This window comes from Marinobacter sp. CA1, from assembly GCF_020546665.1.
In the GTDB taxonomy this organism is placed as follows: Bacteria; Pseudomonadota; Gammaproteobacteria; order Pseudomonadales; family Oleiphilaceae; genus Marinobacter; species Marinobacter xestospongiae.
Genome location: NZ_CP071785.1, coordinates 4009273 through 4035568, shown reverse-complemented (window position 1 = coordinate 4035568; position 26296 = coordinate 4009273). Strand labels below are relative to the sequence as shown.

At 62.1% G+C, this 26296-nt stretch carries 21 protein-coding genes and 1 tRNA gene; 12 read left to right on the top strand and 10 right to left on the bottom strand.

The features are described 5' to 3' along the window. Window positions 1–45: 45 nt before the first annotated feature. The gene (gene polA / locus J2887_RS18535; RefSeq protein WP_227172605.1) at window positions 46–2760 is read right to left on the bottom strand and encodes a DNA polymerase I; all 2715 of its coding nucleotides are present in this window, start codon (window positions 2758–2760) and stop codon (window positions 46–48) included. A 191-nt stretch (window positions 2761–2951) separates the two neighbouring features. Between polA and J2887_RS18530 the strand changes: the two genes are divergently transcribed. Together J2887_RS18530 and J2887_RS18525 are read left to right on the top strand one after the other, a co-directional pair. Beyond that, on the top strand, window positions 2952–3302 hold the full coding sequence (locus tag J2887_RS18530; protein ID WP_416381874.1) for a DUF2782 domain-containing protein: 351 nt from the start codon (window positions 2952–2954) through the stop codon (window positions 3300–3302). Between the two features lie 494 nt (window positions 3303–3796). Continuing rightward, window positions 3797–4237 (top strand): hypothetical protein, encoded by a 441-nt coding sequence (locus tag J2887_RS18525; protein ID WP_227172604.1) that lies wholly within the window; start codon window positions 3797–3799, stop codon window positions 4235–4237. A 93-nt stretch (window positions 4238–4330) separates the two neighbouring features. On the opposite strand, the gene J2887_RS18520 is transcribed toward J2887_RS18525, so the two are convergent. Together J2887_RS18520 and pyrE are read right to left on the bottom strand one after the other, a co-directional pair. Then, window positions 4331–4993 (bottom strand): DUF4124 domain-containing protein, encoded by a 663-nt coding sequence (locus J2887_RS18520; RefSeq protein ID WP_227172603.1) that lies wholly within the window; start codon window positions 4991–4993, stop codon window positions 4331–4333. Between the two features lie 91 nt (window positions 4994–5084). Then, window positions 5085–5723 carry an orotate phosphoribosyltransferase gene (gene pyrE / locus J2887_RS18515; RefSeq protein ID WP_227172602.1) on the bottom strand — a complete coding sequence of 213 codons (639 nt, stop codon included), beginning with the start codon at window positions 5721–5723 and terminating at the stop codon, window positions 5085–5087. Window positions 5724–5793: 70 nt separating this feature from the next. On the opposite strand from pyrE, the gene J2887_RS18510 reads away from it, so the two are divergent. Next, window positions 5794–6600 (top strand): exodeoxyribonuclease III, encoded by an 807-nt coding sequence (locus J2887_RS18510; protein ID WP_227172601.1) that lies wholly within the window; start codon window positions 5794–5796, stop codon window positions 6598–6600. An 88-nt stretch (window positions 6601–6688) separates the two neighbouring features. Here the strand turns inward: J2887_RS18510 and rph are convergent, their stop codons facing one another. Continuing rightward, on the bottom strand, window positions 6689–7405 hold the full coding sequence (gene rph / locus J2887_RS18505) for a ribonuclease PH (protein WP_227172600.1): 717 nt from the start codon (window positions 7403–7405) through the stop codon (window positions 6689–6691). A 190-nt stretch (window positions 7406–7595) separates the two neighbouring features. On the opposite strand from rph, the gene J2887_RS18500 reads away from it, so the two are divergent. The 5 genes from J2887_RS18500 to J2887_RS18480 all read left to right on the top strand — a co-directional run bounded on the left by J2887_RS18500 (window position 7596) and on the right by J2887_RS18480 (window position 12291). Continuing rightward, the gene (locus J2887_RS18500) at window positions 7596–8462 is read left to right on the top strand and encodes a YicC/YloC family endoribonuclease (protein WP_227172599.1); all 867 of its coding nucleotides are present in this window, start codon (window positions 7596–7598) and stop codon (window positions 8460–8462) included. Between the two features lie 76 nt (window positions 8463–8538). Beyond that, window positions 8539–9168: a guanylate kinase gene (gene gmk / locus J2887_RS18495; RefSeq protein WP_227172598.1), complete on the top strand. Its 630-nt coding sequence runs from the start codon at window positions 8539–8541 to the stop codon at window positions 9166–9168. 115 nt (window positions 9169–9283) lie between these two features. Continuing rightward, window positions 9284–9496, top strand: a complete 213-nt coding sequence (gene rpoZ, locus J2887_RS18490) for a DNA-directed RNA polymerase subunit omega (protein ID WP_227172597.1) — start codon at window positions 9284–9286, stop codon at window positions 9494–9496. Between the two features lie 158 nt (window positions 9497–9654). Then, window positions 9655–11805 carry a RelA/SpoT family protein gene (locus tag J2887_RS18485; RefSeq protein ID WP_227172596.1) on the top strand — a complete coding sequence of 717 codons (2151 nt, stop codon included), beginning with the start codon at window positions 9655–9657 and terminating at the stop codon, window positions 11803–11805. 99 nt (window positions 11806–11904) lie between these two features. Continuing rightward, window positions 11905–12291, top strand: a complete 387-nt coding sequence (locus J2887_RS18480; RefSeq protein ID WP_227172595.1) for a RidA family protein — start codon at window positions 11905–11907, stop codon at window positions 12289–12291. A 47-nt stretch (window positions 12292–12338) separates the two neighbouring features. On the opposite strand, the gene J2887_RS18475 is transcribed toward J2887_RS18480, so the two are convergent. Further along, window positions 12339–13223, bottom strand: coding sequence for an NAD-dependent epimerase/dehydratase family protein (locus J2887_RS18475; RefSeq protein ID WP_227172594.1), 885 nt, complete (start codon window positions 13221–13223; stop codon window positions 12339–12341). 86 nt (window positions 13224–13309) lie between these two features. Here J2887_RS18475 and J2887_RS18470 point away from each other — a divergent pair, with 86 nt between their 5' ends. From J2887_RS18470 to J2887_RS18460, 3 genes are all read left to right on the top strand, one after another. Then, on the top strand, window positions 13310–14269 hold the full coding sequence (locus J2887_RS18470; protein WP_227172593.1) for a hydrogen peroxide-inducible genes activator: 960 nt from the start codon (window positions 13310–13312) through the stop codon (window positions 14267–14269). Between the two features lie 7 nt (window positions 14270–14276). Then, a complete protein-coding gene (gene recG / locus J2887_RS18465) occupies window positions 14277–16352 on the top strand; it encodes an ATP-dependent DNA helicase RecG (protein WP_227172592.1) in 2076 nt (691 codons plus the stop codon). A 135-nt stretch (window positions 16353–16487) separates the two neighbouring features. After that, on the top strand, window positions 16488–17858 hold the full coding sequence (locus J2887_RS18460) for an HDOD domain-containing protein (RefSeq protein ID WP_227172591.1): 1371 nt from the start codon (window positions 16488–16490) through the stop codon (window positions 17856–17858). Between the two features lie 327 nt (window positions 17859–18185). On the opposite strand, the gene J2887_RS18455 is transcribed toward J2887_RS18460, so the two are convergent. From J2887_RS18455 to J2887_RS18445, 3 genes are all read right to left on the bottom strand, one after another. Beyond that, entirely contained in the window at window positions 18186–18641 is a 456-nt protein-coding gene (locus J2887_RS18455; RefSeq protein WP_227172590.1) for a DUF2489 domain-containing protein, read from the bottom strand. Window positions 18642–18693: 52 nt separating this feature from the next. Then, window positions 18694–20970 (bottom strand): molybdopterin oxidoreductase family protein, encoded by a 2277-nt coding sequence (locus tag J2887_RS18450; RefSeq protein ID WP_227172589.1) that lies wholly within the window; start codon window positions 20968–20970, stop codon window positions 18694–18696. A 137-nt stretch (window positions 20971–21107) separates the two neighbouring features. Next, window positions 21108–22694 (bottom strand): hypothetical protein, encoded by a 1587-nt coding sequence (locus J2887_RS18445; protein ID WP_227172588.1) that lies wholly within the window; start codon window positions 22692–22694, stop codon window positions 21108–21110. 383 nt (window positions 22695–23077) lie between these two features. On the opposite strand from J2887_RS18445, the gene J2887_RS18440 reads away from it, so the two are divergent. Then, a complete protein-coding gene (locus J2887_RS18440; RefSeq protein WP_227172587.1) occupies window positions 23078–23947 on the top strand; it encodes a CHAD domain-containing protein in 870 nt (289 codons plus the stop codon). Between the two features lie 172 nt (window positions 23948–24119). Here the strand turns inward: J2887_RS18440 and J2887_RS18435 are convergent. Both J2887_RS18435 and rpoD read right to left on the bottom strand, forming a co-directional pair. Then, window positions 24120–24196: transfer RNA gene (locus tag J2887_RS18435), tRNA-Ile, on the bottom strand. 85 nt (window positions 24197–24281) lie between these two features. After that, on the bottom strand, window positions 24282–26123 hold the full coding sequence (gene rpoD / locus J2887_RS18430; RefSeq protein WP_227172586.1) for an RNA polymerase sigma factor RpoD: 1842 nt from the start codon (window positions 26121–26123) through the stop codon (window positions 24282–24284). Window positions 26124–26296 lie beyond the last annotated feature (173 nt).

Below are 26296 nucleotides of genomic sequence, written 5' to 3'. Positions count from 1 at the left end.
GCTTGCACTGTCTAGGGGCAATGATCTAACGGTGATGAAGTGGCTTCAGTGGGCCTCATCCCAGCTGTCGCCGACACCGGCCTCCACCAGCAGCGGAACCCGCAGCTCGGCGGCGGCGGACATCCGTGCCACCAGGCCCTCACGAACCCGCTCCACCGCGTCTTCCCGGACTTCCAGAATCAGCTCATCGTGAACCTGCATGATCATCCGGGCATCGTCGGGGTGTTCGCTCAGCAGCCACTCTTCCACGGTGATCATGGCGCGTTTGATGATGTCGGCGGCGGTGCCCTGCATCGGCGCGTTGATCGCCGTACGTTCCGCGGCCTGCTGCATCTGCTTGTTGCGGGCATTGATCTCCGGCAGGTAGAGGCGACGGCCAAACAGAGTCTCAACGTAGCTGTCGTCGTGGGCCTGTTTGCGGATGTCATCCATGTAGCGCAGCACGCCGGGGTAGCGCTCGAAGTAGCGGTCGATGTACTGCTGGGCGACCTTGCGCTCGACGTCCAGTTGTCGCGCCAGCCCGAAGGCGGACATGCCATAGATCAGGCCGAAGTTGATGGCCTTGGCGCTGCGACGCTGGTCGTCACTGACGTCCTCCAGTGCCACCCCGAACACCTCGGCAGCGGTGGCCCGGTGAATGTCCTCACCGTTGGCGAAGGCGGTCAGCAGGCCTTCGTCGCCCGACAGGTGGGCCATGATCCGCAGCTCGATCTGGGAGTAATCCGCCGCCATCAGCTTGTAGCCTTCCGGCGCGATGAAGGCCTGACGGATGCGTCGTCCCTGGGCGGTGCGAATCGGAATGTTCTGCAGGTTGGGCTCGCTGGAAGACAGCCGTCCGGTGGCGGCCACCGCCTGATGATAGGAGGTGTGGACGCGGCCGCTGCGGGCACTGATCATGCCGGGCAAGCTGTCAGTGTAGGTGGACTTGAGCTTGCTCAGGCTGCGGTGTTCGAGAATCAGTCGGGGCAGGGCGTGTTCGTGGGCCAACTCCTGCAGCACCGGCTCGGCGGTGGACGGCGCGCCCTTGGGGGTTTTCTTGATCACCGGCAGGCCCATCTTGTCGTAGAAGATGGCCTGTAGCTGTTTCGGCGAACCCAGGTTGAACTCTTCGCCGGCTTCCTCGTAGGCCGCGGCCTGCAGCTCTTCCATTCGTGCTGCCAGCTCCGTGCTCTGGGTGGCCAGGCGTTCGGCGTCCACCAGGGCGCCACGCTGTTCCATCCGCGACAGCACCGGGACCAGGGGCAGTTCGATGGTGTTGTAGACCTCGGCGAGGCGGCCGAGATTATCCAGCTGGGGCCGCAGGGTCTGGTGCAGGCGCAGGGTGATGTCGGCATCTTCGGCGGCGTAGGGCGCGGCCTGTTCCAGATCGATCTGATTGAAGGTGAGCTGCTTGGCACCCTTTCCGGCGATGGTCTCGAATTTGATGGTGTCCAGCCCCAGGTACTTCCGGGCCAGGGAGTCCATGTCATGTCGGGACGCGACGGAATTGAGCACATAGGACTCCAGCATGGTGTCCTCGGCAATGCCTTCCAGAGTGATGCCGTGGTTGGCCAGCACGTTCTTGTCGTACTTCAGGTTCTGGCCGACCTTGTGATGGGACGGGTCTTCCAGCAGGGGCTTGAGCTTTGCCAGGGTCTGATCACGGTCGAGCTGCTCCGGTGCGCCCAGGTAGTCGTGGGCCAGCGGCACGTACGCGGCTTCGCCGGGTTCGATCGCAAACGACACACCAACAATCTCGGCCTGGCTGTAGTTGAGGCTGGTGGTTTCGGTGTCAAAGGCAAACAGCGGCGCCTTGGCCAGCCTTTGCAGCCATTCATCCAGCACCGCCTCGGTGGTGATGGTCTGGTAGTTGGTCTCGATCTCGGGGGTGGCCGGAGCGGGCTCCTCACTGGCCGTGTCCTGGCCTTCGAGTTCGGCAACCCAGGTTTTGAATTCGTATTCACGGAACAGCGACAGCAGGGTGTCCCGCTGCTCGTCGTCGTGTTTGAGCGCTTCCAGGCCGAAGTCCAGCTCCACGTCGGTCTTGATGGTGGCCAGTTCCCGGCTCAGGGGCAGCTGCTCCAGCGCGTCCCGCAGGTTCTCGCCGATCTTGCCCTTGACCTCATCGGCACGGGCCATCAACTGGTCCAGGTCGCCGTAGCTCTGCAGCCATTTGACCGCGGTTTTCGGTCCGCACTTGGTCACCCCGGGGATGTTGTCCACCGAGTCGCCCACCAGGGCGAGGTAGTCGATGATCCGCTCTGGGCCGACGCCGAACTTGTCGACCACGCCGTCCCGGTCCATGCGGGTGTCGGTCATGGTGTTGATCAGCGTGACGTGATCGCTGACCAGCTGGGCCATGTCCTTGTCGCCGGTACTGATGACCACATCAATGCCTTTGCTGGTGGCCTCGTGGGCGAGGGTGCCGATGACATCGTCCGCTTCCACGTCTGGCACGATCAGCAGTGGCAGGCCCATGGCCCGGATGATCTGGTGAATGGGCTCAATCTGGCTTGCCAGGTCTTCCGGCATCGGTGGCCGGTTGGCCTTGTACTCGGCGTAGAGGTCGTGACGGAAGGTCTTGCCCTTGGCATCAAACACCACCACCACTCGTGAGCCGGGAAAGTCCTGATCCAGACGCCGGATCATGCTGATCACCCCCTTGATGGCGCCGGTGGGCTGCCCCTTGCTGGTGGTCAGGGGCGGGAGGGCGTGAAACGCCCGGAACAGGTAGGAGGAACCATCAATGAGAACCACCGGGGGTGTCTGCTGCTGACTCATATCAACTCGTTTCCGGAATCTGTTGAAGCGTGTTTGGGCTTGTGCAATTCTGGGGCCTGGAGGCGCTGATGCCGGCAGGACCAGCCTTGTGGGGCATTCTATCGGTTGCCGTCACTCTAGGCGAACCCGTTGTCGACGGCAATTCGGGCGTGCCAAGACTGTTCCATAACCTGATAAGGAGTCGACTGACTGTGAGCCTGTTGCAACGGTCCCTGTGTCAATCTCTGGTGTTGGCCGGTCTGCTCCTGCCATTGGCGGTCCAGGCGCAGCAGGCCGCTGACCTTCCGACAGATGTCGAGCCGTCGGGCGAGCCGGTGGTGGTACCCGAGTACCAGCCCGAGCCTGGTGAGCCCCAGGTGGTGATTCGTGGTGGCGAAGATCAGGTGGTCTACGAGTACCGCGTCAACGGCGAAGTGGTGGAAATCAAGGTGGTGCCCAGTACCGGTCCGGCCTATTACCTGGTGCCAGCCGACGGTGGTGGTTGGGCGCGAACGTCGGAATCGGACACCCTGATTCCCAGTTGGGTCATCTTTCGCTGGTAAGTCGCGCAGCCTGATTGCCATAACCCGCCATTTTCCGGTCGTCCGCCCGCGGCGGCCACTTCCTTTCGGATTCCCGTTCCTGCTTACATCTGACCCGCCCGCGTCGACCCCGAGGTCGCAGAGCTTTCCTTGGCATGCCGCTTTGACATGGCGCCAATTTCGTCGCCATTAGTATGAACATTCTAATTTTTGTCTCTAGTCTCGATGATGAATTGAAGCCCCGGTAGGGAAACGCCGGACGTTCAAGTCACGCAGGCAGCTGTACTTTGCCCGCCTCTCAGATGCCCGTTCCGGGCGTGGGCGCCGAAGTGTTGTAGCCGGTGCTGCAGGTGCAGAGTTTGTCTCAAAGGGCAGGGTTTGTCTCAAGCGAGAAGTGCCTTTCACGGGCATGGTTTCGAACAGGCATCGCCAACCAACGGCCGCGCACAATTGCCGGCCAAGCAATCTCACTGGCAAGCAATCTCAAAGGCAAGCAATCTTAAAGGAGAGCCACCATGGGTAAACTCAAGTCGTATCAGGAACAGCTTCAGGACATCGTCGCCAAGGGTATCAACACCGCTGAGGAGCAGCAGAAAAAACTCTCCTCCAAGCCGTTCGAATACGCCGAGAAGCTGGAGTCGGAAGTCCGTGAATACAGCGTCAAGTCCCTGCGGGAGCGCTATGACGGTTACAGCGAATCGCTGTTTTCCCAGCTGCGGGATCTGAACACCCGTTTCGGCAGCTTCGCCGGTGATCTGGTGGCGCGTCTGGAGAAAGAGGCGGCGGAAAGCGCGGATGCGGTTGCTGAGGCAGCAGACGACGTCGCTGAGGAAGTGGAAGAAGCCGCTGAGGCCGCCAAAGAGGCGATCAACGGTGCTGAGGAGAAGAAAGCTCCGGCGAAGAAGCCGGCAGCCCGCAAGACCACGGCTGCCAAGAAGGCGTCCACCACCGCCTGAGGCGGTCAGCCCTGAACTGGCGGTTGTCGGTGGGGCAAGGTAAGACAAAGGCCATCCCCAGGGGTGGCCTTTTTGGTGACTGGGCGGTGGCGCTCAGGGCGCTCCGTTGCCGTCAGCGATGGGGGCGAGATCCGGTGTGATGGTGGCCTGCTCACCGGTGATGACTTCCAGGCGTTCGATGTCTTCTAGGTAGCGCTCGCGCATCCGTTCGATCTCGGCGTTCTGAATCGCGATTTCCCGTTCGATGCCCCGGATCTGATTCTGTAGCCGGGTGATCTTCTGCAGGGTGGATTCCGGAATGTCCCGTCCGGCCCGCTCCAGGTTGGCGGCCCGGCCCTGCTCTTCGTCGAGCTGGCTCACCAGCACGGAGATGTTGCCGCGTTTGAGCTGGGTCAGCCCGCGCATTTCCTGGATCTTGCGCTCCATTGCCCGGATGGCTTCGTCGGGATGGCTGAACCGCTTCAGCAGCGCCAGATCCGCCTGCCGTTGCAATTCTGCCTGTCGCTGTCGCTCTTCTTCGGCGGCCCGGGCGGCGAGTTCTTCGGCGGTGGGTTCCGGGTCGATGACTTCAACCACCCGGCCCTGGCTGTTGAGGATTTCGTAGCCGCGACGGGATGCCTGCTGGGGCACAGTGTTGCTGATCACCGTGCGACCATTCTCATCCTTGTAGCGATACATGCGGGCATCGGCGGCGGTAGCCGCAAACAGCAGCGAGGCTGCCAGGACAGTGCTGAAGAGTCGTTGGATACGATTCATGGCGTGTCGGCGCGGCTTCCTTTTCAGGCTGGGCTGGTGTGTGTTCAGCATATCAGACTGTCAGCGGGCTGCCAGGATTACACAGCGGTTCTCAGATGCCGTAGCTCTGCCGGTAGTCGGCAACCTTGCGGGCATGCTCTTCAAAGCCTGGTTGAGACTGGGCGTAGCTGAGCACCTGCTCCAGCTGGATGATGCTGACCACCGGGATGTTGAACTGCTGCTCCACTTCCTGAATGGCGGAGAGTTCACCGGTGCCACGTTCCTGGCGATCAAGTGCGATCAGTACCCCGGCAGGCTCGGCGCCGGCCGCCTGGATCAGGTCGATGGACTCGCGAATGGCGGTGCCGGCGGTGATGACATCATCGACGATCAGTACCTTGCCCTTGAGCGGAGCGCCAACGATGTTGCCGCCTTCGCCGTGATCCTTCTTCTCTTTGCGATTGAAGGCAAACGGCCGGCTGTCGCCGTCGCTGGCCAGAGCCATGGCGGTGGCGGCCGCCAACGGTATGCCCTTATAGGCGGGGCCGAAAATGATGTCATAATTCAGCTCACTACGCTGCAGCGCGGCGGCGTAGGCACGACTGAGCTGAAGCAGGTCGTCTCCGGTATTGAACAGACCCGCATTGAAAAAGTAGGGGCTGATCCGGCCTGACTTGAGGGTAAATTCACCAAAACGCAGTACGTTTCGGTTGATAGCAAACTCTATGAAATCGCGCTGGTAGTCGTGCATGGCAAGGCTTCTGGCTTTTAAAAGCATTTAAAACCGGTATCATACACACAAACCGAATCAGGGAACACGTATGCGGGTAGTATCAATCAGCGTCAATGGCCTCGAACAGGCCGTTGAAAAAGGCTTCTTCGACTGGTTGTTGAAGCAGGGCGCCGATGTGGTCTGTGTGCAGGACCACCGTATGCGCGCCTACGAGATTGAAGACCGTAACCTGATTCCCGAAGGCTACGAGGCCTACTTCATCGATGGTGAGCGGAACGAGGACGGCGGTGTTGGCATCTACACCCGCCATTTCCCCAAGGCCATCATGTACGGTTTCGCCAACGAACAGGCGGACCGGGAAGGTCGCTTTATCCAGGCTGACTTCGATAAGGTCAGTGTGGCCTGTGTGCTGGCGCCATCCGCCCTGGGTAAGGAAGACGAACCCATCGGTGAGGATGACCTGACAGCGCTGGACCACAAAGACGCCTTTATGGACGCCTTCGGTCTGCACATGCAGAAAACCCTTCGCAAGCGCCGGCAATTCATCTTCTGCGCCAATCTGCAGACCGCCCACCACGTCACCGATGCCAGCTCCCGTTATCACCAGCTGGATGTGTCCGGCTTTCTGCCTCACGAGCGTGCCTGGCTGGACCGGCTGTTCGATGAGATGGGCTGCATAGATGCTTTCCGCGAGATCAACAAGCAGAGCAACCAGTTTACCTGCTGGCCCGAATGGGCCGAAGGCTGGCGCCGCAATGCAGGCATCCGTATCGACTATCAGCTGCTGACGCCGGGGATTCGCAAGACCATCCTTGATGGCTGGATCGACAACGACACCCGCTTCTCCGATCACGCGCCCGTCATCATGGACTACGACATCGAGATCGGATTCTGATCCCGATGTGATCGTCCTTGCCCGTGGCCAGCCGAGGCTGCTCGCGGGTGCCGCCGCTTCCATGCGGCGGCGTGTTTCCGTTTCTGTCTCAGTCTTCCAGTGCCGCTTTCTGCAGCGCGAACACCTTCTCGATGCCCTGTCGGGCCATTACCAGCATGCTGTCTAGTTCGTCCTGGGCAAACGGTGCACCTTCGGCCGTGCCCTGAATCTCGATGAAGCCGCCCTGGTCGGTCATGATGACGTTCATGTCGGTTTCGGCGGAGGAGTCTTCCGGGTAGTCGAGGTCGGTCACCGGGGTGCCCTGGTAGATGCCGACGGAGAGAGCGGCCACCATCTGCTTCAGCGGCGAGGTTTTCAGTCGGCCTTCCTTCACCAGGTGGTTCAGGGCGTCGACCAGGGCAACGCAGCCGCCGGTGATGGCAGCGGTGCGGGTGCCGCCGTCCGCCTGGATGACGTCACAATCGATGGTGATGGTGTGCTCGCCCAGGGCCTTGAGGTCCACCGCTGCCCGCAGTGAGCGGCCAATCAGGCGCTGGATCTCAACCGTGCGGCCTCCCTGCTTGCCGCGGGCGGCTTCCCGGCCCATGCGGCTGCCGGTGGAGCGGGGCAGCATGCCGTATTCGGCGGTAATCCAGCCCTGACCCTCGCCCCGCAGGAACGGTGGTACCTTGTTCTCCACCGAGGCGGTGCAGATCACTTTGGTGTCGCCAAATTCCACCAGCACTGAGCCCTCGGCGTGACGGGTGTAGTGACGGGTGATTCGGATATCTCTCGGTTGTTCCGGCGTTCTTCCGCTGGGTCGCATAGTGATCCTGGGTCCTGCTTGAGGCCGGCTGACGAGCCGGCCGGAATGAATGAAGTGACCCACCAGTATAACATGGCGACAGGGGGCGGCGGCCAGGCTCGCCGGGAACCGTCGGCCCCTGCTACACTCGGCTTCGGAGAGTGCAGCCCCTCCCTTTGCCGGGGTTGCCCAAGCCAGACTCGGAGCCGCCATGATCAGAAGTATGACCGCCTTTTCCCGCCAGGACGCCCAGGGTGACTGGGGCTCACTGACCTGTGAGATCCGCGCCGTTAACCATCGCTATCTGGAACCCGGATTCCGGCTGCCGGATACCCTGCGGGAGCTGGAAAACCGGTTCCGTGAGCAGCTGCGTACCCGCCTGAAACGGGGCAAGGTGGAAGTGGGCATGCGCCTGCATCTGGCTGACAGCACCAGCCAGGAGCTGGTAATCAACCATGATCTTGCCGCCAGCGTTAACGAGGCTGCCAATCAGATCAATCGCATCCTGGACAATCCCGCCCACATCAATGCCCTGGATATTCTGCGCTGGCCCGGTGTGATGCAGGCCGCTGAACAGGATCTGGAGCCGGTCAAGGCCGAAGCGCTGGCGCTGTTTGAGCGGGCGGTGGCGGAGCTGATCGAGGCCCGTGAGCGGGAAGGTGAGCGGTTGCGGCCGCTGTTTGAGGACCGCCTGCAGCAGATGGCTTCCCGGGTCAGCGAGGTTCGTGAGCTGATGCCGGAACTGCTGGCCCAGCAGGAACAGAGCCTGAGGGAGCGATTCCAGAAGGCGAGCGTGGAGCTGGAGCCCGATCGGGTCAGTCAGGAAATGGTGATGCTGGCGCAGAAATCGGACGTGGCGGAAGAGCTTGATCGTCTTGAGGCGCACATCGACGAAGTCACCGACACCCTGGCCGGCGATGGCGCCGTTGGCCGGCGCCTGGACTTCCTGATGCAGGAGCTCAATCGTGAGGCCAATACCCTCAGCAGCAAATCGTTCGATGCCCGGGTGACCCGCGCGGCGGTGGATCTGAAGGTGCTGATCGAGCAGATGCGCGAGCAGGTGCAGAACCTGGAGTAGAGCGGCGGATGCGGCTCCGCGACGGAGCCCCTATAATGGCCGACTTTTCTCACACAACCGCGGAGTCCACCAGCCGATGAGCGAGCAGCAACAAGGCACCCTGTACGTCATATCTGCACCGTCCGGAGCGGGCAAGACCAGCCTGGTGGCGCAGATGCTCGAACGTGATCCGGTGTTGGGGGTATCGATCTCCCATACCACCCGGCCAATGCGCTCGGGTGAGCAGGATGGCGTCAACTACCACTTCGTGGGGCGCGAACAGTTCGAGGCGATGATCGAGCGGGATGAGTTCCTGGAGCACGCCGATGTGTTTGGCAACTACTACGGCACCTCCCAGCGCTGGGTGGCGGACACCCTGGCCCAGGGCCGTGACGTGATCCTTGAGATCGACTGGCAGGGTGCGGTGCAGGTACGGCGGCTGATGCCGGACTGTGTTGGTATCTTCATCCTGCCGCCGTCGCCGGAAGTGCTGCGGCAGCGGCTTACCGGGCGCGGCACCGACGCGGCTGAGGTGGTGGAGCGACGCCTGCGGGAGGCAGCGGAGGAGTGCCGTCATGCCCAGGAATTTGATTACCTGGTGGTGAATGATGACTTTGAGGTGGCGCTGTCGGACCTGCTCGCCATCGTGCGGGGCCAGCGCCTGCGGGTGGCCGCTCAGGAAGCCCGTCATGCCGGTTTGCTGGCCAGTCTGACGGCGAGACCGTAGGGATAGTCCGGTTCATCGCGCTGTATACAAAATGAACCAGTGGCGGTAGACTACGCGGTCTGCCGAAATGCGTGCCTTACGGGCACTGTTACCAAAAGAATTGCCGGGGAGTGTTATGGCTCGAGTTACCGTTGAAGATTGCCTGGATCACGTAGATAACCGCTTCCAACTGGTCATGGTGGCCAGCAAGCGTGCTCGCCAGATTGCCACCAAGGGCCACGAGCCGATGGTGCCGGAAGAGAATGACAAGCCGACGGTTCTGGCCCTGCGCGAGATTGCCGAAGGCAAAGTCAGCCCCGAGCTGCTCACCGAAGAAGAAGACGATTAAGAATCGTCGCCCCCCGCTGAATGGGGCATTGAAATTCGTCCTGACGGTTTTATAGTGTCAAGTAGGGGGCTTGCCCCCAACCGTTGATGGACCTCGAAAACCCGGATGGTCACATCCGGGTTTTTTGTCCAATGCCATGTCGAAGAGTTGGAGGGGCGGTGTCAGCAGAGCAGACGGTGGAAGGTCTTGCCAGGGAACTGAGCAGTTACTTGGACAGCAGTCGCGTCAATCAGGTGCGACGGGCGTATTATTACGCCGAACAGGCTCACGAAGGCCAGAAACGCCGCAGTGGTGAGCCCTACGTTACCCACCCGTTGGCGGTTGCCAGCATCCTCGCCGATCTCCGGCTGGACCATCAGAGTCTGATGGCGGCCATGCTCCATGATGTAATTGAAGACACCGGTATCCCCAAGGAAGCGCTGTCCGACCAGTTCGGAGAGTCGGTGGCAGACCTGGTGGACGGCGTCAGCAAGCTGACCCAGATCGAGTTCCGCTCCCGTGCCGAGGCCCAGGCCGAGAACTTCCAGAAGATGACCCTGGCGATGGCCCGGGACATCCGCGTTATCCTGGTCAAACTCGCCGACCGCCTGCACAACATGCGTACCCTGGGCCCGCTGCCCTTTGCCAAGCGCCAGCGCATCGCCACCGAAACTCTCGATATCTACGCCCCAATTGCCAATCGCCTGGGCATGCATTCGATCTGCACCGAGCTGGAAGATCTGGGTTTCTCCTCGCTCTATCCGATGCGCTCCCGTTACATCTCCAAGGCGGTGGCCAAGCTGCGGGGCAGCCACCAGGAAATCATCCAGGAGATCCGTGGTCGACTGGAGGAGAAACTGGCGGAGCGTGGTCTGCCCGGCCGCATCATGGGGCGGGAGAAGCACCTGAACAGCATCTATAACAAGATGAAGTTCAAGCAGAAGTCGTTCCACGAGATCATGGACGTCTATGCCTTTCGCATCATTACCGACACCGAAGACGACTGCTATCGCATCCTGGGGGCGGTCCACAGCCTCTACAAACCATTGCCGGGGCGTTTCAAGGACTACATCGCCATGCCCAAGGCCAATGGTTACCAGTCCCTGCACACCACGTTGTTTGGCATGCATGTGAACATTGAGATCCAGATCCGGACCGAGGAAATGGAGCACATTGCCAACAACGGGATTGCCGCCCACTGGATGTACAAGAACGACCAGTCCAACATCATCAGCGTAAACCAGAAGCGGGTGGACCGCTGGGTCAAGGGACTGATGGAGATGCGGGAACGGGCGGACGATTCGCTGGAGTTTATCGAACACGTCAAGGTGGATCTGTTCCCCGACGAGATCTACGTGTTCACCCCCAAAGGCAAGATCATGGAGCTGCCCAGTGGCGCCACGCCCATCGACTTTGCCTACGCCATCCATACCGATATCGGCAACGCCAGTGTGGCCTGTCGGATCAACCGCAATCTGGCCTCCCTGAGCCAGCCGCTGCAAAGCGGGCAGACCGTGGAAATCATCACCGCGCCAGGTGCCCGGCCAAACCCGGCCTGGCTTGGTTTTGTCGTCACCGGCAAAGCCCGCAGCAGCATCCGCCATGTGCTCAAGCACCAGAAGCGCACCGAATCCCTGGAACTGGGCAAAACCCTGTTGAAAAAATCCCTCAACGGCTTTGGCCAGAAGTTGGGAGACATCAATGATGCCCAGATAGAGGCGGTGGTGCGCCATAACCAGGTGCAGAGCTTTGATGACCTGCTCAGTGAGATCGGCCTCGGCAACCGCATGGCCTATCTGGTGGCTCGCCAGCTGGTCAGTGGCGCCGGCAGCGACAGTCAGGACACCGGCGCGGACCTGGAGCAGAGCGGTGATGGCTATCGCCGAGCCCCGGTCACCATTCGCGGTACTGAGGGCTTGCTGGTGCGCTTCGCCCAGTGCTGCAAACCCATCCCCGGTGACCCGGTGGTGGGGGTGATGGATTCCGGCAATGGCATGCTGATTCACTCCGATACCTGCGAGCGCTTGCCGGAAAGTGACGAAGCCCGCTCACGCCTGACCCATCTGAAGTGGGCCAAGGACATCACCGATGAGTTCTCGGTGGAGCTGCGGGTTGAGCTGGAGCGTCAGCGCGGTGTCATTGCCGAGGTGGCCAGCGCGGTGGCCAAGGCCGATGGCAACATTGAGCGCATCAACGTGGAAGAGCAGAATGCCCGTCTGGGCATCGTCAGCCTGGTGGTTCACGTCAATGGCCGTCGCCACCTGGCACGGGTGATGCGTCGAATCCGCAATATCCGGGCCGTTACCCACATCAGCCGGATTCGCCACTGACGCCGCCACCGTGGCCCCTTGTGGCGGTTCATGGTCGATCTTGACAGACTCGCTCCGAAGGGGCGAGGATGTTCGTTTTAGTGAAAAGGACCCTAGGTCATGACCAACAAATCGGTAATCCAGACAGAAAGTGCACCCCAGGCTATTGGTACCTACTCCCAGGCAGTAAAAGCCGGTGATACCGTGTACCTGTCAGGCCAGATTCCGCTGGTGCCGGAAACCATGGAAGTGGTGGCCGGGGATTTCGCCGCCAAGACCCGCCAGGTGTTCGAGAACCTGAAGGCCGTGTGTGAAGCGGCCGGTGGCAGTCTGCAGGACATCGTCAAACTCAATATCTACATGACCGACCTGAGCAACTTCGCCACCGTTAACGAAGTGATGGCGACCTACTTCCAGGAGCCGTACCCGGCCCGTGCCGCCATCGGTGTTGCTGCCCTGCCCAAGGGCGTGCCGGTGGAAATGGACGCGGTGATGGTCCTGAGCTGAGCTGACTCATGGCCCTGGCCCTTCCGCCAGGGCCGATGAATTCCCTTCTAACCGGCGTCGTCCGGCTTCTCCTGCGCAATCATCTCACCGTAACCCGCCCGAAAATCGGGGTATTGAAACCGGAACCCGGTGGACAGCAGTCGTTGGTTGCGACAGCGTTTACTTCCGGCCCGGCCGCCTGTGCGGGCATCATCGCCGGGAGTGCGACAGGGCACCTGGTCCTGAACCCAGCGCACCACTTCATCCAGTCGCACCGGCTCACAGTCACTGACCAGGTAGGTTGGGGCGACATCATTGCCGCTGAGCGCCAGCTCCAGCAGGTGCACTACCGCCCGGGCAGCGTCCTCTTCATGAATGCGGTTGCTGTAGGGGCCGGGTGAGCGTGGGTTCATACCGCCGTCCTGCACCGCGGTGAGAAAGCGGCGCCGGCTGGGGCCGTAGATGCCGCTCAGGCGTACTACCGTGGCCGGAATGCGGCTGTCGCGGGCCCGCTGCTCACCCTCGAGAATGCACTGGCCGCTGAAGCGCGCCGGCTCGGTGGCGCTGTCCTCGTCCACCCAGCTGTCGTCGTCCTGGTGGTACACGCTGGTGCTGCTGATGAAGATCAGGCGTTGGGGGCGTTGGCCGTCGAGTGCGTCCAACAGGTTGTTGAGGCCGGTCACGTAGGCGTCCCGATAGCCCTGGTCGCTGTACTGGCTGGGGGTCAGGCAGTAGATCACCGCATCCAGGTCTGACGGCAGAACCTGTCGCAGCTGTGTCGGCTGCAGCAGATCGGCGGCCACCGGCTCGACTCCGGCAGGTACCTTGTTGGCTTGACGGCGCAGCCCGAAGACGGTGGCGTCCCGGGCAAGCAACGTGGCGATACGACCGCCGAGGGCGCCACAACCGGCGACCAGGATACGGGGCTGGGAGGCTGTTTCTTCGATTGCCATAATCAATATCTATCCTTATGCTTGATCCAGAGAGCCTATGGATGATCCAGGCCGCCGAACCCTATTCTGATTGACCGGAGCGCACCATGACCCTCACCGAGTTGCGATACGTCGTTACCCTGGCCCGGGAAAAACATTTTGGCCGGGCGGCGGAGCGATGTCACGTCAGCCAGCCCACCTTGAGTGTCGCGGTGAAGAAGCTGGAAGAGGAACTCGGCGTTCCCCTGTTTGAGCGCAGCAAGAGCAGCATCCGGGTCACCGAGTCCGGCGAGCGGATCATCGAGCAGGCCCAGCGGGTGCTGGATCAGGTGGGGGTGATCCGCGACATGGCCCAGGACGGCAAGAACCAGCTCAACTCGCCGCTCAAGGTCGGAGCCATCTACACCATCGGCCCCTATCTGTTTCCCCATCTGTTGCCGGAGCTGCGTCGTGCTGCGCCGCAGATGCCGTTGTACATCGAAGAGGACTATACCGCCAACCTGCGCCAGAAACTGCGGCACTCGGAGTTGGACGCCATCATAGTGGCATTGCCATTCGATGAGCCGGAGGTGGTCACGCTGCCGTTGTACGACGAGCCGTTCGTGGTGCTGTTGCCGGCGGGGCACCCCTTGGCGGACGAAACGGAGCTGACAGCCGAACAGCTGTCGCGGGAGCAGCTGTTGCTGCTGGGACCGGGGCATTGCTTCCGGGACCAGGTGCTGGAGTCCTGCCCGCCACTGGTGGAAACCGTCACCAATCGCCCTCAGAGTGCCACACCGGCGCTGGTGACCGAGGGCAGCTCGCTGGAAACCATCCGTCACATGGTGGCGTCCGGATTGGGCATCACCGTCTTGCCGCTGTCTGCCGCTACGGCCATGCAGTACCGGGAGGACATCTTGGTGGTACGTCCGTTCGTGGCGCCGGTGCCCTACCGCACTGTGGCGCTGGCCTGGCGGGTGACCTTTCCGCGACCCAAAGCCATTGATGTGCTGCGGCTGGCTGCGGGGCAGTGCCGGGTGATGGAGAAGGCCCGGGACGAGACGCCGGCAGCGTCACTGAGCGCCTGAGGGTGATATGACCTCGCTGGAAGACCTGCCTGTCACAACCCTCAAGGGCGTCGGCGCAGCGCTGGCGGGCAAGCTTGCCAAACTGGGCATCCATAGCCTGCAGGACATGGTGTTCCACCTGCCGCACCGGTATGAGGATCGCACCCGGGTGCTGCCGATCGGCAGCCTGCGTATCGGTGATGTGGGTGTGGTGGAAGGGGAGGTCGCCAAGGCCGATCTGGTGATGGGGCGACGACGCAGCCTGCAGGTGACGCTGCGGGACGATTCCGGCTTCCTGGTGATGCGTTTCTTCCACTTCAACGCCGCCCAGAAAGCGCAACTGGCTGCCGGCACCCGGGTGCGCTGTTTTGGCGAGGTTCGTGCCGGCCGTGCCGGCTTTGAGTTCTACCACCCCGAGTACGAGATCAATCCTGCCCCCATGGCGTCTGAGGAAGACGCCTCGCTGACGCCAGTCTATCCTCTGACCGATGGTATCCAGCAGCCCCGGGTACGGGCGCTGTGCCGCCAGGCCCTGGCCTATCTCCAGCGCTACCCGATCCGGGAATTGCTGCCGGAGGCCGTGCTCGCCGACTACCAGTTACCGGACATTACCCGGGCGGTGATGCTGGTTCATGCACCGCCGGCAGACGCGGACGTGCCCCAGCTGCTGGCGGGCAAACACCCGGCCCAGCAGCGGCTGGTGATGGAGGAGTTGCTGGCGCACCAGCTCAGTCTGCTGCAGGTGCGGGAACAGATCCAGCAGCGGCAGTCGTTGCCGCTGTTGCCCCAGGGCGATCTGGTGCAGCGGTTTGTCGATGAACTGCCGTTTGAACTTACCCGTGCCCAGCGTCATGTCGTTGGCGACATCCGTCAGGACCTGAGCCAACCGCTGCCCATGTTGCGGTTGGTGCAGGGGGACGTTGGCTCGGGCAAGACCGTGGTGGCAGCGCTGGCGGCACTGCAGGCGATTGCCGCCGGTGGTCAGGTGGCGCTGATGGCGCCGACGGAAATCCTCGCCGAGCAGCACTACAATAGCTTTCAGCAATGGCTGGAACCACTGGGGCTGTCACTGGCGTGGGTCTCCGGCAAGGTCAAGGGCAAGGCGCGCCAGCGGGTGCTGGAGGCGCTCGCCAGCGGCGATGCCCAGATCGCCATTGGCACTCATGCGCTGTTCCAGAACGATGTGGCGTTCCAGCGTCTGGCACTGGTGATTGTGGACGAGCAGCACCGCTTTGGCGTTCACCAGCGCCTGGCCCTGCGGGATAAAGGGGTGGCCGGTGAGTTGGCACCGCACCAGTTGATCATGACCGCAACCCCGATTCCCCGGACCCTGGCGATGAGCGCCTACGCCGATCTGGACACGTCGGTGATCGATGAGCTGCCACCAGGCCGTAAACCCATCGACACCATCGTGATCCCCGACAGCCGCCGGGAAGACGTGATTGAGCGGGTGCGCAGTGCCTGCCGGGACGGCCGCCAGGCGTACTGGGTCTGCACCCTGATCGAAGAGTCTGAGGCACTGCAGTGCCAGGCCGCCGAGGCCACGGCGCAAGAGCTGCAGGCGCGACTGGTGGATCTCAAGGTGGGCTTGGTGCATGGTCGCCTGAAGGCGACGGAGAAGGCCGGGGTTATGGCGGCGTTCAAAGCCGGTGATCTCGACCTGCTGGTGGCCACCACCGTAATCGAGGTAGGGGTGGACGTTCCCAACGCATCACTGATCATCATAGAGAATCCTGAGCGCCTGGGGCTGGCTCAGTTGCACCAGTTGCGGGGCCGGGTGGGGCGCGGCCATGAGGCCAGCTTCTGCGTACTGCTGTACCACCCGCCACTGTCGACGAACGGCAAGGCCCGCCTGCAGGTGTTGCGGGACAGTCAGGACGGCTTTGTCATTGCCGAGAAAGACCTGGAAATCCGCGGTCCGGGGGAGGTCCTGGGGACCCGGCAGACCGGGCTGATGCAGTTCCGGCTGGCGGAATTTGAACGTGATAAAGGCTGGATCGAACCGATCCGCGAACTGGCGCCCGGCCTGATGGCGGATCGGGCCCGGGTAACGGCGCTGATTCGCCGTTGGCTCGGAGAGCGTATACGCTACGGAGACGTATAATTAATCAGAGGTTACTTAAAGCTATCAGGGGTGCCGACGTGGACGGCAACGCAACCGACCTGGATGCCCCTGACGGAACCAAAGCAACGTGGCTGGCGGTCAGTGTCCCGCCAGCACTGGAAACAGGGGAATACCATGGAATTACCCGTCGTTGTCCGTCAGGCCCTGGGGGACACCGCCAACAGCGTGGAGCTGCGTGATGCCACCAGCGCCAGCGCAGCGGACACCCTGCTGCGGATGGTGCTGCTGAGTGATGATCAGGGCAAGTTGCAGGTCATCTGTCGGCGTCAGGACATGATCGACATCGCCGCCCTCAACAGTCGCCTGCAGCGGTCGCTGCGGTTGCTGTCGGGCACTGAACTGGGTCGGCTGCGTGAGCGTACCGGGCTGCGGGAACTGCCAGCGCTGCCGTCACTGACCGGTTATCCCACGGTGGTGGACGAGGCCGTGGATACCCTCTCGGTGGTGGGGCTGGAGTTGCCCGAGCAGGGAGGCACCATTGTGCTCAGCGATGGCGATTTCCGCGAGCTGACGGCTGGCGCCCAGCGTTTGGGGTTTGCGGTCGATCCTGACACCATCAGCGTTAATCTGGACCGGCCCGAGGAAGACCAGGCTCAACTTCACACCGCCATCAAGCGCTTCACCGGCCTGCGTATCCAGCAGCGCCTCGATGACACCCTGGAACTGCCACCGCTGCCTGAGACCGCGCAACGCATTATTCACCTGCGGGTAAACCCCAACGCCATGATGGGCGACCTGGTGGACATTGTTGAAAGTGATCCCAGTCTGGCGGCACAGGTGGTGAGCTGGGCGTCGTCTTCCTTCTACGCCGCTACCGGCCAGGTGCGCTCGGTTCACGACGCGGTGTCGCGGGTACTGGGATTCGATCTGGTGATGAACCTGGCGGTGGGGCTGTCTCTGGGGCGGGCCCTGGATCAGCCCAAACTCAAACCGGAGGGCCAGGTGGATTACTGGCAACAGGCCATCTGGCAGGCCCAGTCCGCTGGGGTACTGGCCGGCATGATGCCACGAGGGCAGCGACCGGTGTTTGGTCTCGCGTATCTGTCCGGACTGCTGCACAACTTTGGTTATCTGGTGCTGGCCCATGTGTTCCCGCCCCACTTTCAGAAGCTGTGCCGTTCTCTGGAAGTGAATGGTCACATCGACTCTTCACTGATCGAGCATTACCTGCTGGGGGTCACCCGGGAGCAGATCGGCACCCAGCTGATGACCAACTGGGGCATGCCGGATGAAGTCACCCAGGCGATCCGGCAGCAGAAGAACCCCGACTTCCAGGGTGAGTATGACGTTTACCCGCGATTGCTGTGGCTGGGGCGTCAGCTACTGATCCAGCGGGGTATTGCCCTGGGTGCGGCGGAGACGGTGGATCGCGCCCACTTTCTGGCCCTGGGGCTGGATCAGGCTGAGGTGGAGGCCCAATTTGATGATCTGGTGGGTAACAAGGATGCGGTGATGGCCATCGCCGGCATGATGCAGGGCCACTGAGCGCCCGGGATGGAAAAAAGCCGGCCCCAAGAGGCCGGCAAGCTCACCCGCTTGTTGCAGATCACTCACGGTATCGTCGCATTCGATCAATCAAAGGAGATAGCAATACAGCGCCTGGGCATGGCAAACCCAAGAGGCCCCGCCGATTTGAAGCCGGGCCTGTCTTTTAATCTAGCCAAAAAAAGCTGCTGCGGGAGGGGGCGTCGGGTGAGACCGGGTTCAGGACCGGAGCGGGCTGTGCCGGGCGCTGACAAAGCCGCTGATTTACAACGCGAATTAAGCGGCCCGGCCTAATTGGTGCGGTTACAAACTGTTACAAAATGCCGGTCAAAACGTGTGCTGACGCAGCGCGGTGGCGGCCCGGCGGATGGCGTCGGCGTGCTGCTGCTCCACCGCAAAGCGTTCCTTGTCCATCTTGCGCACAAACTTCCGATCGGTGTCCTGGCGTGCCTGGTGCGTCGGCATATGGCTGATCTGGTCGTGCACCTCCTGAAACACCTGGTACGGCGGTTGGGTCAGCAGCTCCGGCGCCACCAGCTCCAGCAGTCCCTTGATCCGCAGGCACGCTTCCGAGTATTCCACCTGATCCTGCTCAATGGCCATGGCCAGCACCTGCAGGCTGTCGACAATGTTCTCCCGGCGCTGGGCATGGAACGCCGCCTGACTGCGTTCCCGAACCCGGGCTTGGCGCAGGATGCGCCACTGGCGAACGATAAACAGCACTAGCAGGACGCTGGCGATCAGACCGGCGACAATCAGACTCCACTGCAGCCATGCTGGCATGGTGTACAACTCCTGAGACGACCCGCGCCAGGGGGCGCGGAGGGTGATTGGTTCATGGTTCGCCGCACCGGTGAACCGTGACGGTCTGGCCGTTCAGTACCGAGGTGCCGCTGAGCGGGTCCACCTGGTCGTCGCCCAGCACGTCATTGATGCTGCAGCCGGCGTGGGCGGCGGCGACCGACTGACCGGTACCGGGCCGGTGATGTCCCCAGCCGTGGGGAATGGACACCACGCCGGGCATCAGATCTTCGGTGATTTCCACCGGAATCACAACCTCCCCGGCGCGGCCGCGAACCCGGGCCGATTGGCCCTGTTCCAGGCCTAGACTGGCGGCATCCCCGGGATGAATCTGCAGGGTACAGCGATCTTTACCCTTGACCAGGCGGTGGCTGTTGTGGAGCCAGGAGTTGTTGCTGCGCAGATGCCGTCGACCGATCAGTTGCAGACCCTCCCCCGGCTGGTCCCGGAGTCGGTCGTGCAGTCGCTCCAGATCTTTCAGATAGCGGCGGGGGGCGAGATTAATGCGGCCATCCCGGGTGAACAGCCGCTCAGGCAGGCTGGGTTGCAGTGGTCCCAGATCCACCCCGGAGGGGGCCTGTTGCAGGCTCGACAGTGACAGCCCCTTGGGCAGGGCCTGCCAGCGCCGGTTCAGCGGGCTCAATTCAGCCAGGGTGTGCAGCGGGTGGCGTTCGGGCAGCAGATCCAGCATCAGGTCGGTCAGCGGCTGACCCAGTGAGCGCAAGAGGCCGCCGCCATGGCCATAGGGGCCGCTGCGTAGCAGCAGGTCGAGGATCGGGTCGGGACCAAGCTGCTTGAAGGCGCGCCAGCCCAGTTCCTGGCGCCACCCCAGACGCCGGTCGTGTCGTCGCTGTTCCAGCCGGTGGGCCAGTTCCAGCAGTATCTGCCAGTCATGGCGGCTGTTGGCGTCAGCCTCGAACAGGGGTGGGCTGAACTTGCTGGTGTTGCGCACCGACAACAGGTTGAAGATCAGATCGTAATGACTGCGTTCCAGTGCCGAGGTCGGCGGCAGGATGACGTTGGCATGGCGGTTGGTTTCGTTGACGTAGTAGTCCACGGATACCATGAAATCCAGGCCCGCCAGCGCCTGTTCCAGGCGTTGGCCGTTGGGGCTCGACAGCACCGGGTTGCCCGCCAGGCAGACAAAGCCCCGGATCTGGCCATCACCGGGTGTCAGCATCTCCTCGGCCATGGTGCTGGCGGGAAACTCGCCGCCAAACTCCGGTAATCCCTGCACCCGACTGTGGCGTCGGCCAATGTGACCGGCCTGGCCCGCCATGGCGCCGAGCCCCACCAGATCCACCGCGGGCTGGGTAAACATCACCCCGCCGGGGACGTCGAGTTTGCCGGTCAGGATGTTAAGGAGGTGAATCAGCCAGGTGGCGACGCCGCCGTGTGCCTGGGTGCTGGTCCCCATGCGGCCGTAGAGAGCCGCCCTGGGGGTGGTCGCCAGCTGCCGGGCAAGCGCACGGATGTCGGCTGCGGCGATGCCGGTGTGAGCGTCGACCTGCTCCGGCGCGAAGGGCAGGGCGGCCAGCTCCACCAGATCCCGGTCCTTGAGCCAGGGCTCGATGTGCCCGGGGTTGACCAGGCCTTCGTCAAACAGGGTGTGCACCATCGCCATCAACATCAGGGCATCGCTGCCGGGACGGATGAAGTGGAAACGGTCGGCCACCGCCGCGGTTTCGGTGCGGCGTGGATCGATCACCACCAGCTCGCCTCCCCGGCTCTGCAGGGCCTTGATGCGATGACGGAATCCCGGCACCGACATCAGGCTGCCGTTGGAGGCCATCGGGTTGGCTCCCAGGCAGATCAGCAGGTCGGTGCGGTCGATGTCGGGGATCGGAAACAGCAGCTGGTGACCGAACAGCTCCAGATTCGCCAGCATGTGGGGCAGCTGATCATTGGAGGTGGCAGAGAACCGGTTGCGGGTGCCCAGTGCCTTGAGGAATGGCAGGTTGGCTACCAGGGCGCCGTGGTTGTGGACGTTGGGGTTGCCGAGATAGGCACCAACGGCATCGCGGCCATGAGCCTGCCGCACCCGGTCGAGTTGCTCCGCGACCAGATCCAGGGCCTCGTCCCAGGCCAGTGGTTGCCAGCCGTCGGCGGTTCGCCGGACTGGCTGGCGCAGCCGTTCGGGGTCGTTGTGGAGGTCTTGCAGGGCAATTGCCTTGGGGCAGATGTAGCCGCGGCTCAGCGGGTCCTGCGGGTCGCCCTGGATGCTGTCGATCTGGCCCTCACGGACCGTGATGGTGATGCCGCACATGGCTTCGCACAGGTGGCAGGTGCGGTGGTGGGTTCCGGTGTCCAAGTTGCTCTCCCTCTGGTTGCGCCCGGTTTGTTATTGGCAGGGCGTCAGAGAGCAGGTTAGCAGCATTCGCTGCGCTTGGAACCTCCCGCAGGGCCAGCCCGACCAGCACCGGGATAGGTGCCAGTCGGGCCTCAGCCTCAGGCGCCTGGGAAGGCGGTCCAGCCGTCGAGCCAGGAGGTGCGTGACAGCGGATTGAGAGCCCCCTGGAACACGGCGGATTCGTCAAAGAACTCGCTCTGGGGCGGCTTCACCGCCTGCATCTGGCGCATCTGGACCCGGGTCTCGAAGCTGGGCGCATACAGGTCGCGGGCGGTGCTGTGGAGTGCACCATCCATGCGGATGGTGTTGTTGAAGGCCGGGTTGCGCAGCCAGTCGTTCTCACTGAAGCCAAAATCGTCATCGTTGTCACCGGACTCGTCCGGCCCGCGACCAAGGCGACCGGTATTGGCCAGCAGGTTGTGACTGAAGGTGAGGGTTTCGGCGCTGGTGAGTGACAGCACTTCATCCCGGGTGTCCACGGCCTCAATAGCGTAGCTGTCGATGATCATGTTGTGGAAATGGCCGCCGCTGCCTTCACGCAGCACCATGCCGCGATGCTGTTTCTCGGACTGGCCTGCACCCACCAAGGTAACGTTGTAGAAGGTGGGCTCGGAGCGGGGGCGGGCACTGTGGTTGTTGCCGTTGTTGTCCCCCTCAAAGGCGTTGTCGCCGACGTCCGGGTGCTGCTGGATCACCGCGAACTGGACCCGGCCGGTCCAGCCCCAGTCCCAGTCGATGCTGTCGTCGCCGGCGCCGGAAATCACGATGTTCTTCAGATCCACGGTGCCGCCGAACATTTCGATGCCGTCGTCCAGGGCGCGGTGCACCTGAACGTTGCGGATGATGGTGCCGCTGCCGCAACCGCCCAGGGTGAGGCCGTTGAGCTCGTTGTCCTTGTAGACCTCGAAGCCGGCGTACTCAATGCGGGTGTACTCCACCAGGCCGCAGCTGCCGTTGGCATTGGTACCACCGAACTGACCGCGGCGGTCGCCTTCCGGTACCCCTTCAATGGAGGCGTTGGGCTGGTTGACGGGCGCGTCGCCGAGTAGGACTACGCCGCCCCAGTCGCCCCGGTGGCGCTTGCCTTCCGGTTGGCTGCTGGTGAACACGACGGGGGCTTCGGCCTGGCCGCGGGCGTACAGCCGGCTGTCCCGGGTCACGATCAGCGCGGAGCCGTTCTCGCCTTCAATGGTGACCCCGGGTTCGATGGTGAGGTTGGCACCATCGACAAACACGATCTTCTCGAGGATGTAGCGATTACCGCTTTCCCACACGGTGTTTTCGACGATGTCGTCACTGACCCGGATGGCGCGGTTTTCAAACGCCGTGAAGCCGGCGATGGCGGCCACCGCCACGCCGACCACCGGGATCAGGGTGGTGGAGCGGCGGCGGAGCCAGCTGCGATTGCTGTCCTGGTCCGTGTCACGATCGCCCTGTCCCAGTGCCGATGGGTTGCTGCGCGCCATCAGCGGCTCGCCATGGTCGGCGGCCTGGATCTCCCGCGCCAGTGCCTGCATCTCAGGCCCGCCGTGGCTCTCGACCCGTCGCAGTACATCGGCGCGGTAACCCGGCTCCCGCAGCAGTGAGTTGAGGTGGACAAACTCCACTCCCGGACAGGCGCCCTTGTCGATTCGGCGCTTCAGTTGCCACAGTTTCTCCACCAGCATTGAGGGTTGACCTGACATAACGACTACTCCCCTGTATCAGTAAGGGAGTGTTTTACCGATGGTTTATGAAGATCGTGTGAATGTGTGACGATTTTCTCATTCTGGCCGTCACCGGCCGTACAAAAGTCATCTGACTGCAATGTTGGTGTAGTCCAATGGCGCCGCCGAACTCACAGAGTCTTTGCTCTGATCTCGGGCGGCTTTGGCAGCCTCAGGTGTCACTATCGCAATCTATAACCGGAAACCTTCCAGAAGTCGTCAGCCGTTACGAACGTGCTCGACCATAGCGGGCTCCATTTGAGATGTTGCCGTCAGTCGCTATGGCCAGTAGGCTGCGAGAGTAGGGCGTTTTCAAACGTGTTCCGGGCGCACTCGTGCCCACGGTGACGTTCGGAGGTTCCATGCGCTATCGCCTCAATCCCAGCGGCAACTTTGGCAAGCAGTTGCAGCGCCTGATCCAGTCCATCAACGAAGACATCGCCGTTGCCCTTCTGCAGGCCTGCCGTGATCCCGAAACCGGTGTCCACCAGGCCCGCAAGAGCTGTAAGGAAATCCGTGCGCTGTTGCGGCTGCTGCGTCCCCAGATCGGGGTGGAAGCGTTTCGCCATCATCAGGCCCGTTATCGACACGTTGCCGGGGTGTTGTCCGGAAGCCGGGACGCCATGGTGATGGTCAATACCTGGCGTGCTTTGCAGGATGAGCGGCAGGGATTGCAGACCGACGGTTTTGATCGGGTCACCGCCATGCTGACCGAGCGTGCCCGGGAAGACCCGCTCACCAGCAAGGGGCAGGCGTTCTTCGTTGATCTGGCTCTGGAGATGGAGGCCCAGCGTTTTCTGGCCCGGGATTGGCAATTGCCCAGGCAGTTGGAGGATCTCAAACCCAACTTCAGGCGTCTCTATCGCAAAGCCCGTGATGCCGAACGCGGGGCGCTGGCCTCCGACGACATCGACGATTTTCACGACTTCCGCAAACGCAGCAAGGATCTGTTCTACAGCCTGCGAATCCTGATTCCACTCCATGACAAACGCTTCAAGAAGCAGGTGCAGGCCTTTGAGGCCATGACCGAAGTCCAGGGGCTGGCCAATGATCACGCCGTGCTGGCCGAATACCTGGAAACGCACCGGGAGTCCCTGGGGCTTGCAGCGGATGACGAACAGCGGCTAACTGCTGCGATACAGGATCGGCTGCAGGCGTTGCAGGCACAGGCTCACGAGTGGGCGAAAGCGCTGTTGAAGGATAAACCGGGGGTATTTGTTAAGCGTCTTTGAAAGGGAGGGGCACGACGTCAAGGCCTTGCCATTGGACATGCTTGGCCACCAGGAATGGAACTCGCGCGGTGTCGGTGCCGGGTTTTGGCGGTTGTCAAAGAAGGGCTCGTTGACACTTGGTTGACACCTAGAAGGCTAAAGCGGGGGAGGGGATGCGTAAGTCATTGATTGATGGTGGGCCCAGCTGGACTCGAACCAGCGACCAAGGGATTATGAGTCCCCTGCTCTAACCAACTGAGCTATAGGCCCTTTTCGTACTTTCGGGAGCTTCTCGGGAGGAGAAAGCGGGCGCCATTATACCGGTGCGGTGTGGCGCCCGCCACTGCTGTGGGGATTAACCGTTGCCCTGATCGTCAATAAAGCCGCGCAGGTGATCGGAGCGGGAAGGATGGCGCAGTTTGCGCAATGCCTTGGCCTCGATCTGACGAATCCGCTCACGGGTGACGTCGAACTGTTTGCCGACTTCTTCCAGGGTGTGGTCGGTGTTCATCTCGATACCGAAACGCATCCGCAGTACCTTGGATTCCCGGGCCGTCAGGCCGGACAGCACGGAGCGGGTCGCTTCCCGCAGGCCTTCGGCAGTGGCAGAATCCACCGGCGACAGCGCCTGGATGTCCTCGATGAAATCCCCCAGATGGGAATCTTCGTCGTCGCCGATCGGGGTTTCCATGGAGATCGGTTCCTTGGCGATCTTCAGCACCTTGCGGATCTTGTCTTCGGGCATGTCCATGCGCTCACCCAGCTCTTCCGGCGTGGGCTCGCGGCCCATCTCCTGCAGCATCTGACGGGAGATGCGGTTGAGCTTGTTGATGGTCTCGATCATGTGCACCGGAATACGGATGGTGCGGGCCTGGTCCGCGATGGAGCGGGTGATGGCCTGACGAATCCACCAGGTAGCGTAAGTGGAAAACTTATAGCCACGACGGTACTCGAACTTGTCCACCGCCTTCATCAGGCCGATGTTGCCTTCCTGGATCAGGTCCAGGAACTGCAGGCCGCGGTTGGTGTACTTCTTGGCGATGGAGATCACCAGACGCAGGTTGGCCTCGACCATTTCTTTCTTGGCACGGCGAGCCTTGGCTTCACCGATGGACACCCGGCGGTTGATTTCCTTGATGTCCGGAATCTCCAGATCCACTTCGCTCTGAACGTTATGGATGCGCTTCTGCAGACGCACGATCTCGTCAGCGCGCTCACCGAGGGCAGAGGCATAGCCCTTGCTGCTCTTGGCCAGGTCTTCGGCCCACTCCAGGTTGGTCTCGTTACCCGGGAACCATTTGATGAAGTCCTTGCGCGGCATACGACACTCGCGCACACAGATCTTCATGATGGCCCGCTCGTTCTCACGCACCATTTCGTTGGTGGAGCGAACCACGTTGACCAGTTCCTCGAACGCCTTGTTGGCCAGCTTGAACGGGGCAAATACCTCGCCCAGCTCATTCAGCGCCTGCTGGGTGGCCTTGTCGGAACGGCCCTTGTCGCTGAGCATAACCTCGGCGGCTTTCAGCTTCTCACGCAGGAGCTCGAAACGCAGGCGGGTTTCTTCCGGATCCGGACCACTTTCGGTTTCTTCCTCGTCGTCGCTGTCATCGTCGCTGTCCGAGGAAGAATCCGGCACATTGCTGGCGGTGTCGTCGGTGCCCATGAACGGCTCGGCGTCGTCCGGGTCGAGGAAGCCGGTGACGATGTCGCTGATGCGGCCTTCGTTCTCGATAATGCGCTCGTAAGCCTGCAGCACGGTGCCGGCGGTGCCCGGGAAATGGGCAACGGCGGCCATCACGTCGCGGATGCCTTCTTCGATGCGCTTGGCGATAACGATCTCGCCTTCCCGGGTCAGCAGCTCAACGGTACCCATTTCCCGCATGTACATACGGACAGGGTCGGTGGTGCGGCCAGCGTCAGTTTCAACAGCGGCGAGGGCGGCGGCGGCTTCGGCAGCTGCGGCTTCGTCGGCGGCGGAGTCGCCATCGGTCATGAGCAGGGTGTCCGCGTCCGGTGCTTCTTCGCAGACCTGGATGCCCATGTCATTGATCATGCGGATGATGTCTTCGACCTGATCGGGATCCGCTATGTCTTCCGGGAGGTGATCGTTCACCTCGGCGTAAGTCAGGTAACCTTGTTCCTTGCCTCGGGCAATGAGGTCTTTCAAACGTGATTTCTGCGAATTGCCTGACATAGACACCCTGTGAACTCGCTGGTAAAAGGAAAAAAGTTAAACAGCCATTATAGCTGTCGCGTGGTTTGTGTGCCACTGGATGGTTAGATGGTGATCAATACCGTTAGTTTCAAGGCCGCTGGTGGCAAAGCCCCGTGCCGCCGTGATCTCCAGTGTTCAAACCGTCGTTCTGT

Excerpts from the sequence above, each read along its gene's own strand:
- J2887_RS18440 (WP_227172587.1), top strand. The coding sequence starts at position 23,078 with ATGCGCTATCGCCTCAATCCCAGCGGCAACTTTGGCAAGCAGTTGCAG.
- rph (WP_227172600.1), bottom strand. The coding sequence starts at position 7,405 with ATGCGACCCAGCGGAAGAACGCCGGAACAACCGAGAGATATCCGAATC.
- J2887_RS18480 (WP_227172595.1), top strand. The coding sequence starts at position 11,905 with ATGACCAACAAATCGGTAATCCAGACAGAAAGTGCACCCCAGGCTATT.
- polA (WP_227172605.1), bottom strand. The coding sequence starts at position 2,760 with ATGAGTCAGCAGCAGACACCCCCGGTGGTTCTCATTGATGGTTCCTCC.
- rpoZ (WP_227172597.1), top strand. The coding sequence starts at position 9,284 with ATGGCTCGAGTTACCGTTGAAGATTGCCTGGATCACGTAGATAACCGC.
- J2887_RS18525 (WP_227172604.1), top strand. The coding sequence starts at position 3,797 with ATGGGTAAACTCAAGTCGTATCAGGAACAGCTTCAGGACATCGTCGCC.
- rpoD (WP_227172586.1), bottom strand. The coding sequence starts at position 26,123 with ATGTCAGGCAATTCGCAGAAATCACGTTTGAAAGACCTCATTGCCCGA.
- J2887_RS18460 (WP_227172591.1), top strand. The coding sequence starts at position 16,488 with ATGGAATTACCCGTCGTTGTCCGTCAGGCCCTGGGGGACACCGCCAAC.
- J2887_RS18455 (WP_227172590.1), bottom strand. The coding sequence starts at position 18,641 with ATGCCAGCATGGCTGCAGTGGAGTCTGATTGTCGCCGGTCTGATCGCC.
- J2887_RS18470 (WP_227172593.1), top strand. The coding sequence starts at position 13,310 with ATGACCCTCACCGAGTTGCGATACGTCGTTACCCTGGCCCGGGAAAAA.
- J2887_RS18520 (WP_227172603.1), bottom strand. The coding sequence starts at position 4,993 with ATGAATCGTATCCAACGACTCTTCAGCACTGTCCTGGCAGCCTCGCTG.
- J2887_RS18445 (WP_227172588.1), bottom strand. The coding sequence starts at position 22,694 with ATGTCAGGTCAACCCTCAATGCTGGTGGAGAAACTGTGGCAACTGAAG.
- J2887_RS18510 (WP_227172601.1), top strand. The coding sequence starts at position 5,794 with ATGCGGGTAGTATCAATCAGCGTCAATGGCCTCGAACAGGCCGTTGAA.
- recG (WP_227172592.1), top strand. The coding sequence starts at position 14,277 with ATGACCTCGCTGGAAGACCTGCCTGTCACAACCCTCAAGGGCGTCGGC.
- gmk (WP_227172598.1), top strand. The coding sequence starts at position 8,539 with ATGAGCGAGCAGCAACAAGGCACCCTGTACGTCATATCTGCACCGTCC.
- J2887_RS18475 (WP_227172594.1), bottom strand. The coding sequence starts at position 13,223 with ATGGCAATCGAAGAAACAGCCTCCCAGCCCCGTATCCTGGTCGCCGGT.
- pyrE (WP_227172602.1), bottom strand. The coding sequence starts at position 5,723 with ATGCACGACTACCAGCGCGATTTCATAGAGTTTGCTATCAACCGAAAC.
- J2887_RS18500 (WP_227172599.1), top strand. The coding sequence starts at position 7,596 with ATGATCAGAAGTATGACCGCCTTTTCCCGCCAGGACGCCCAGGGTGAC.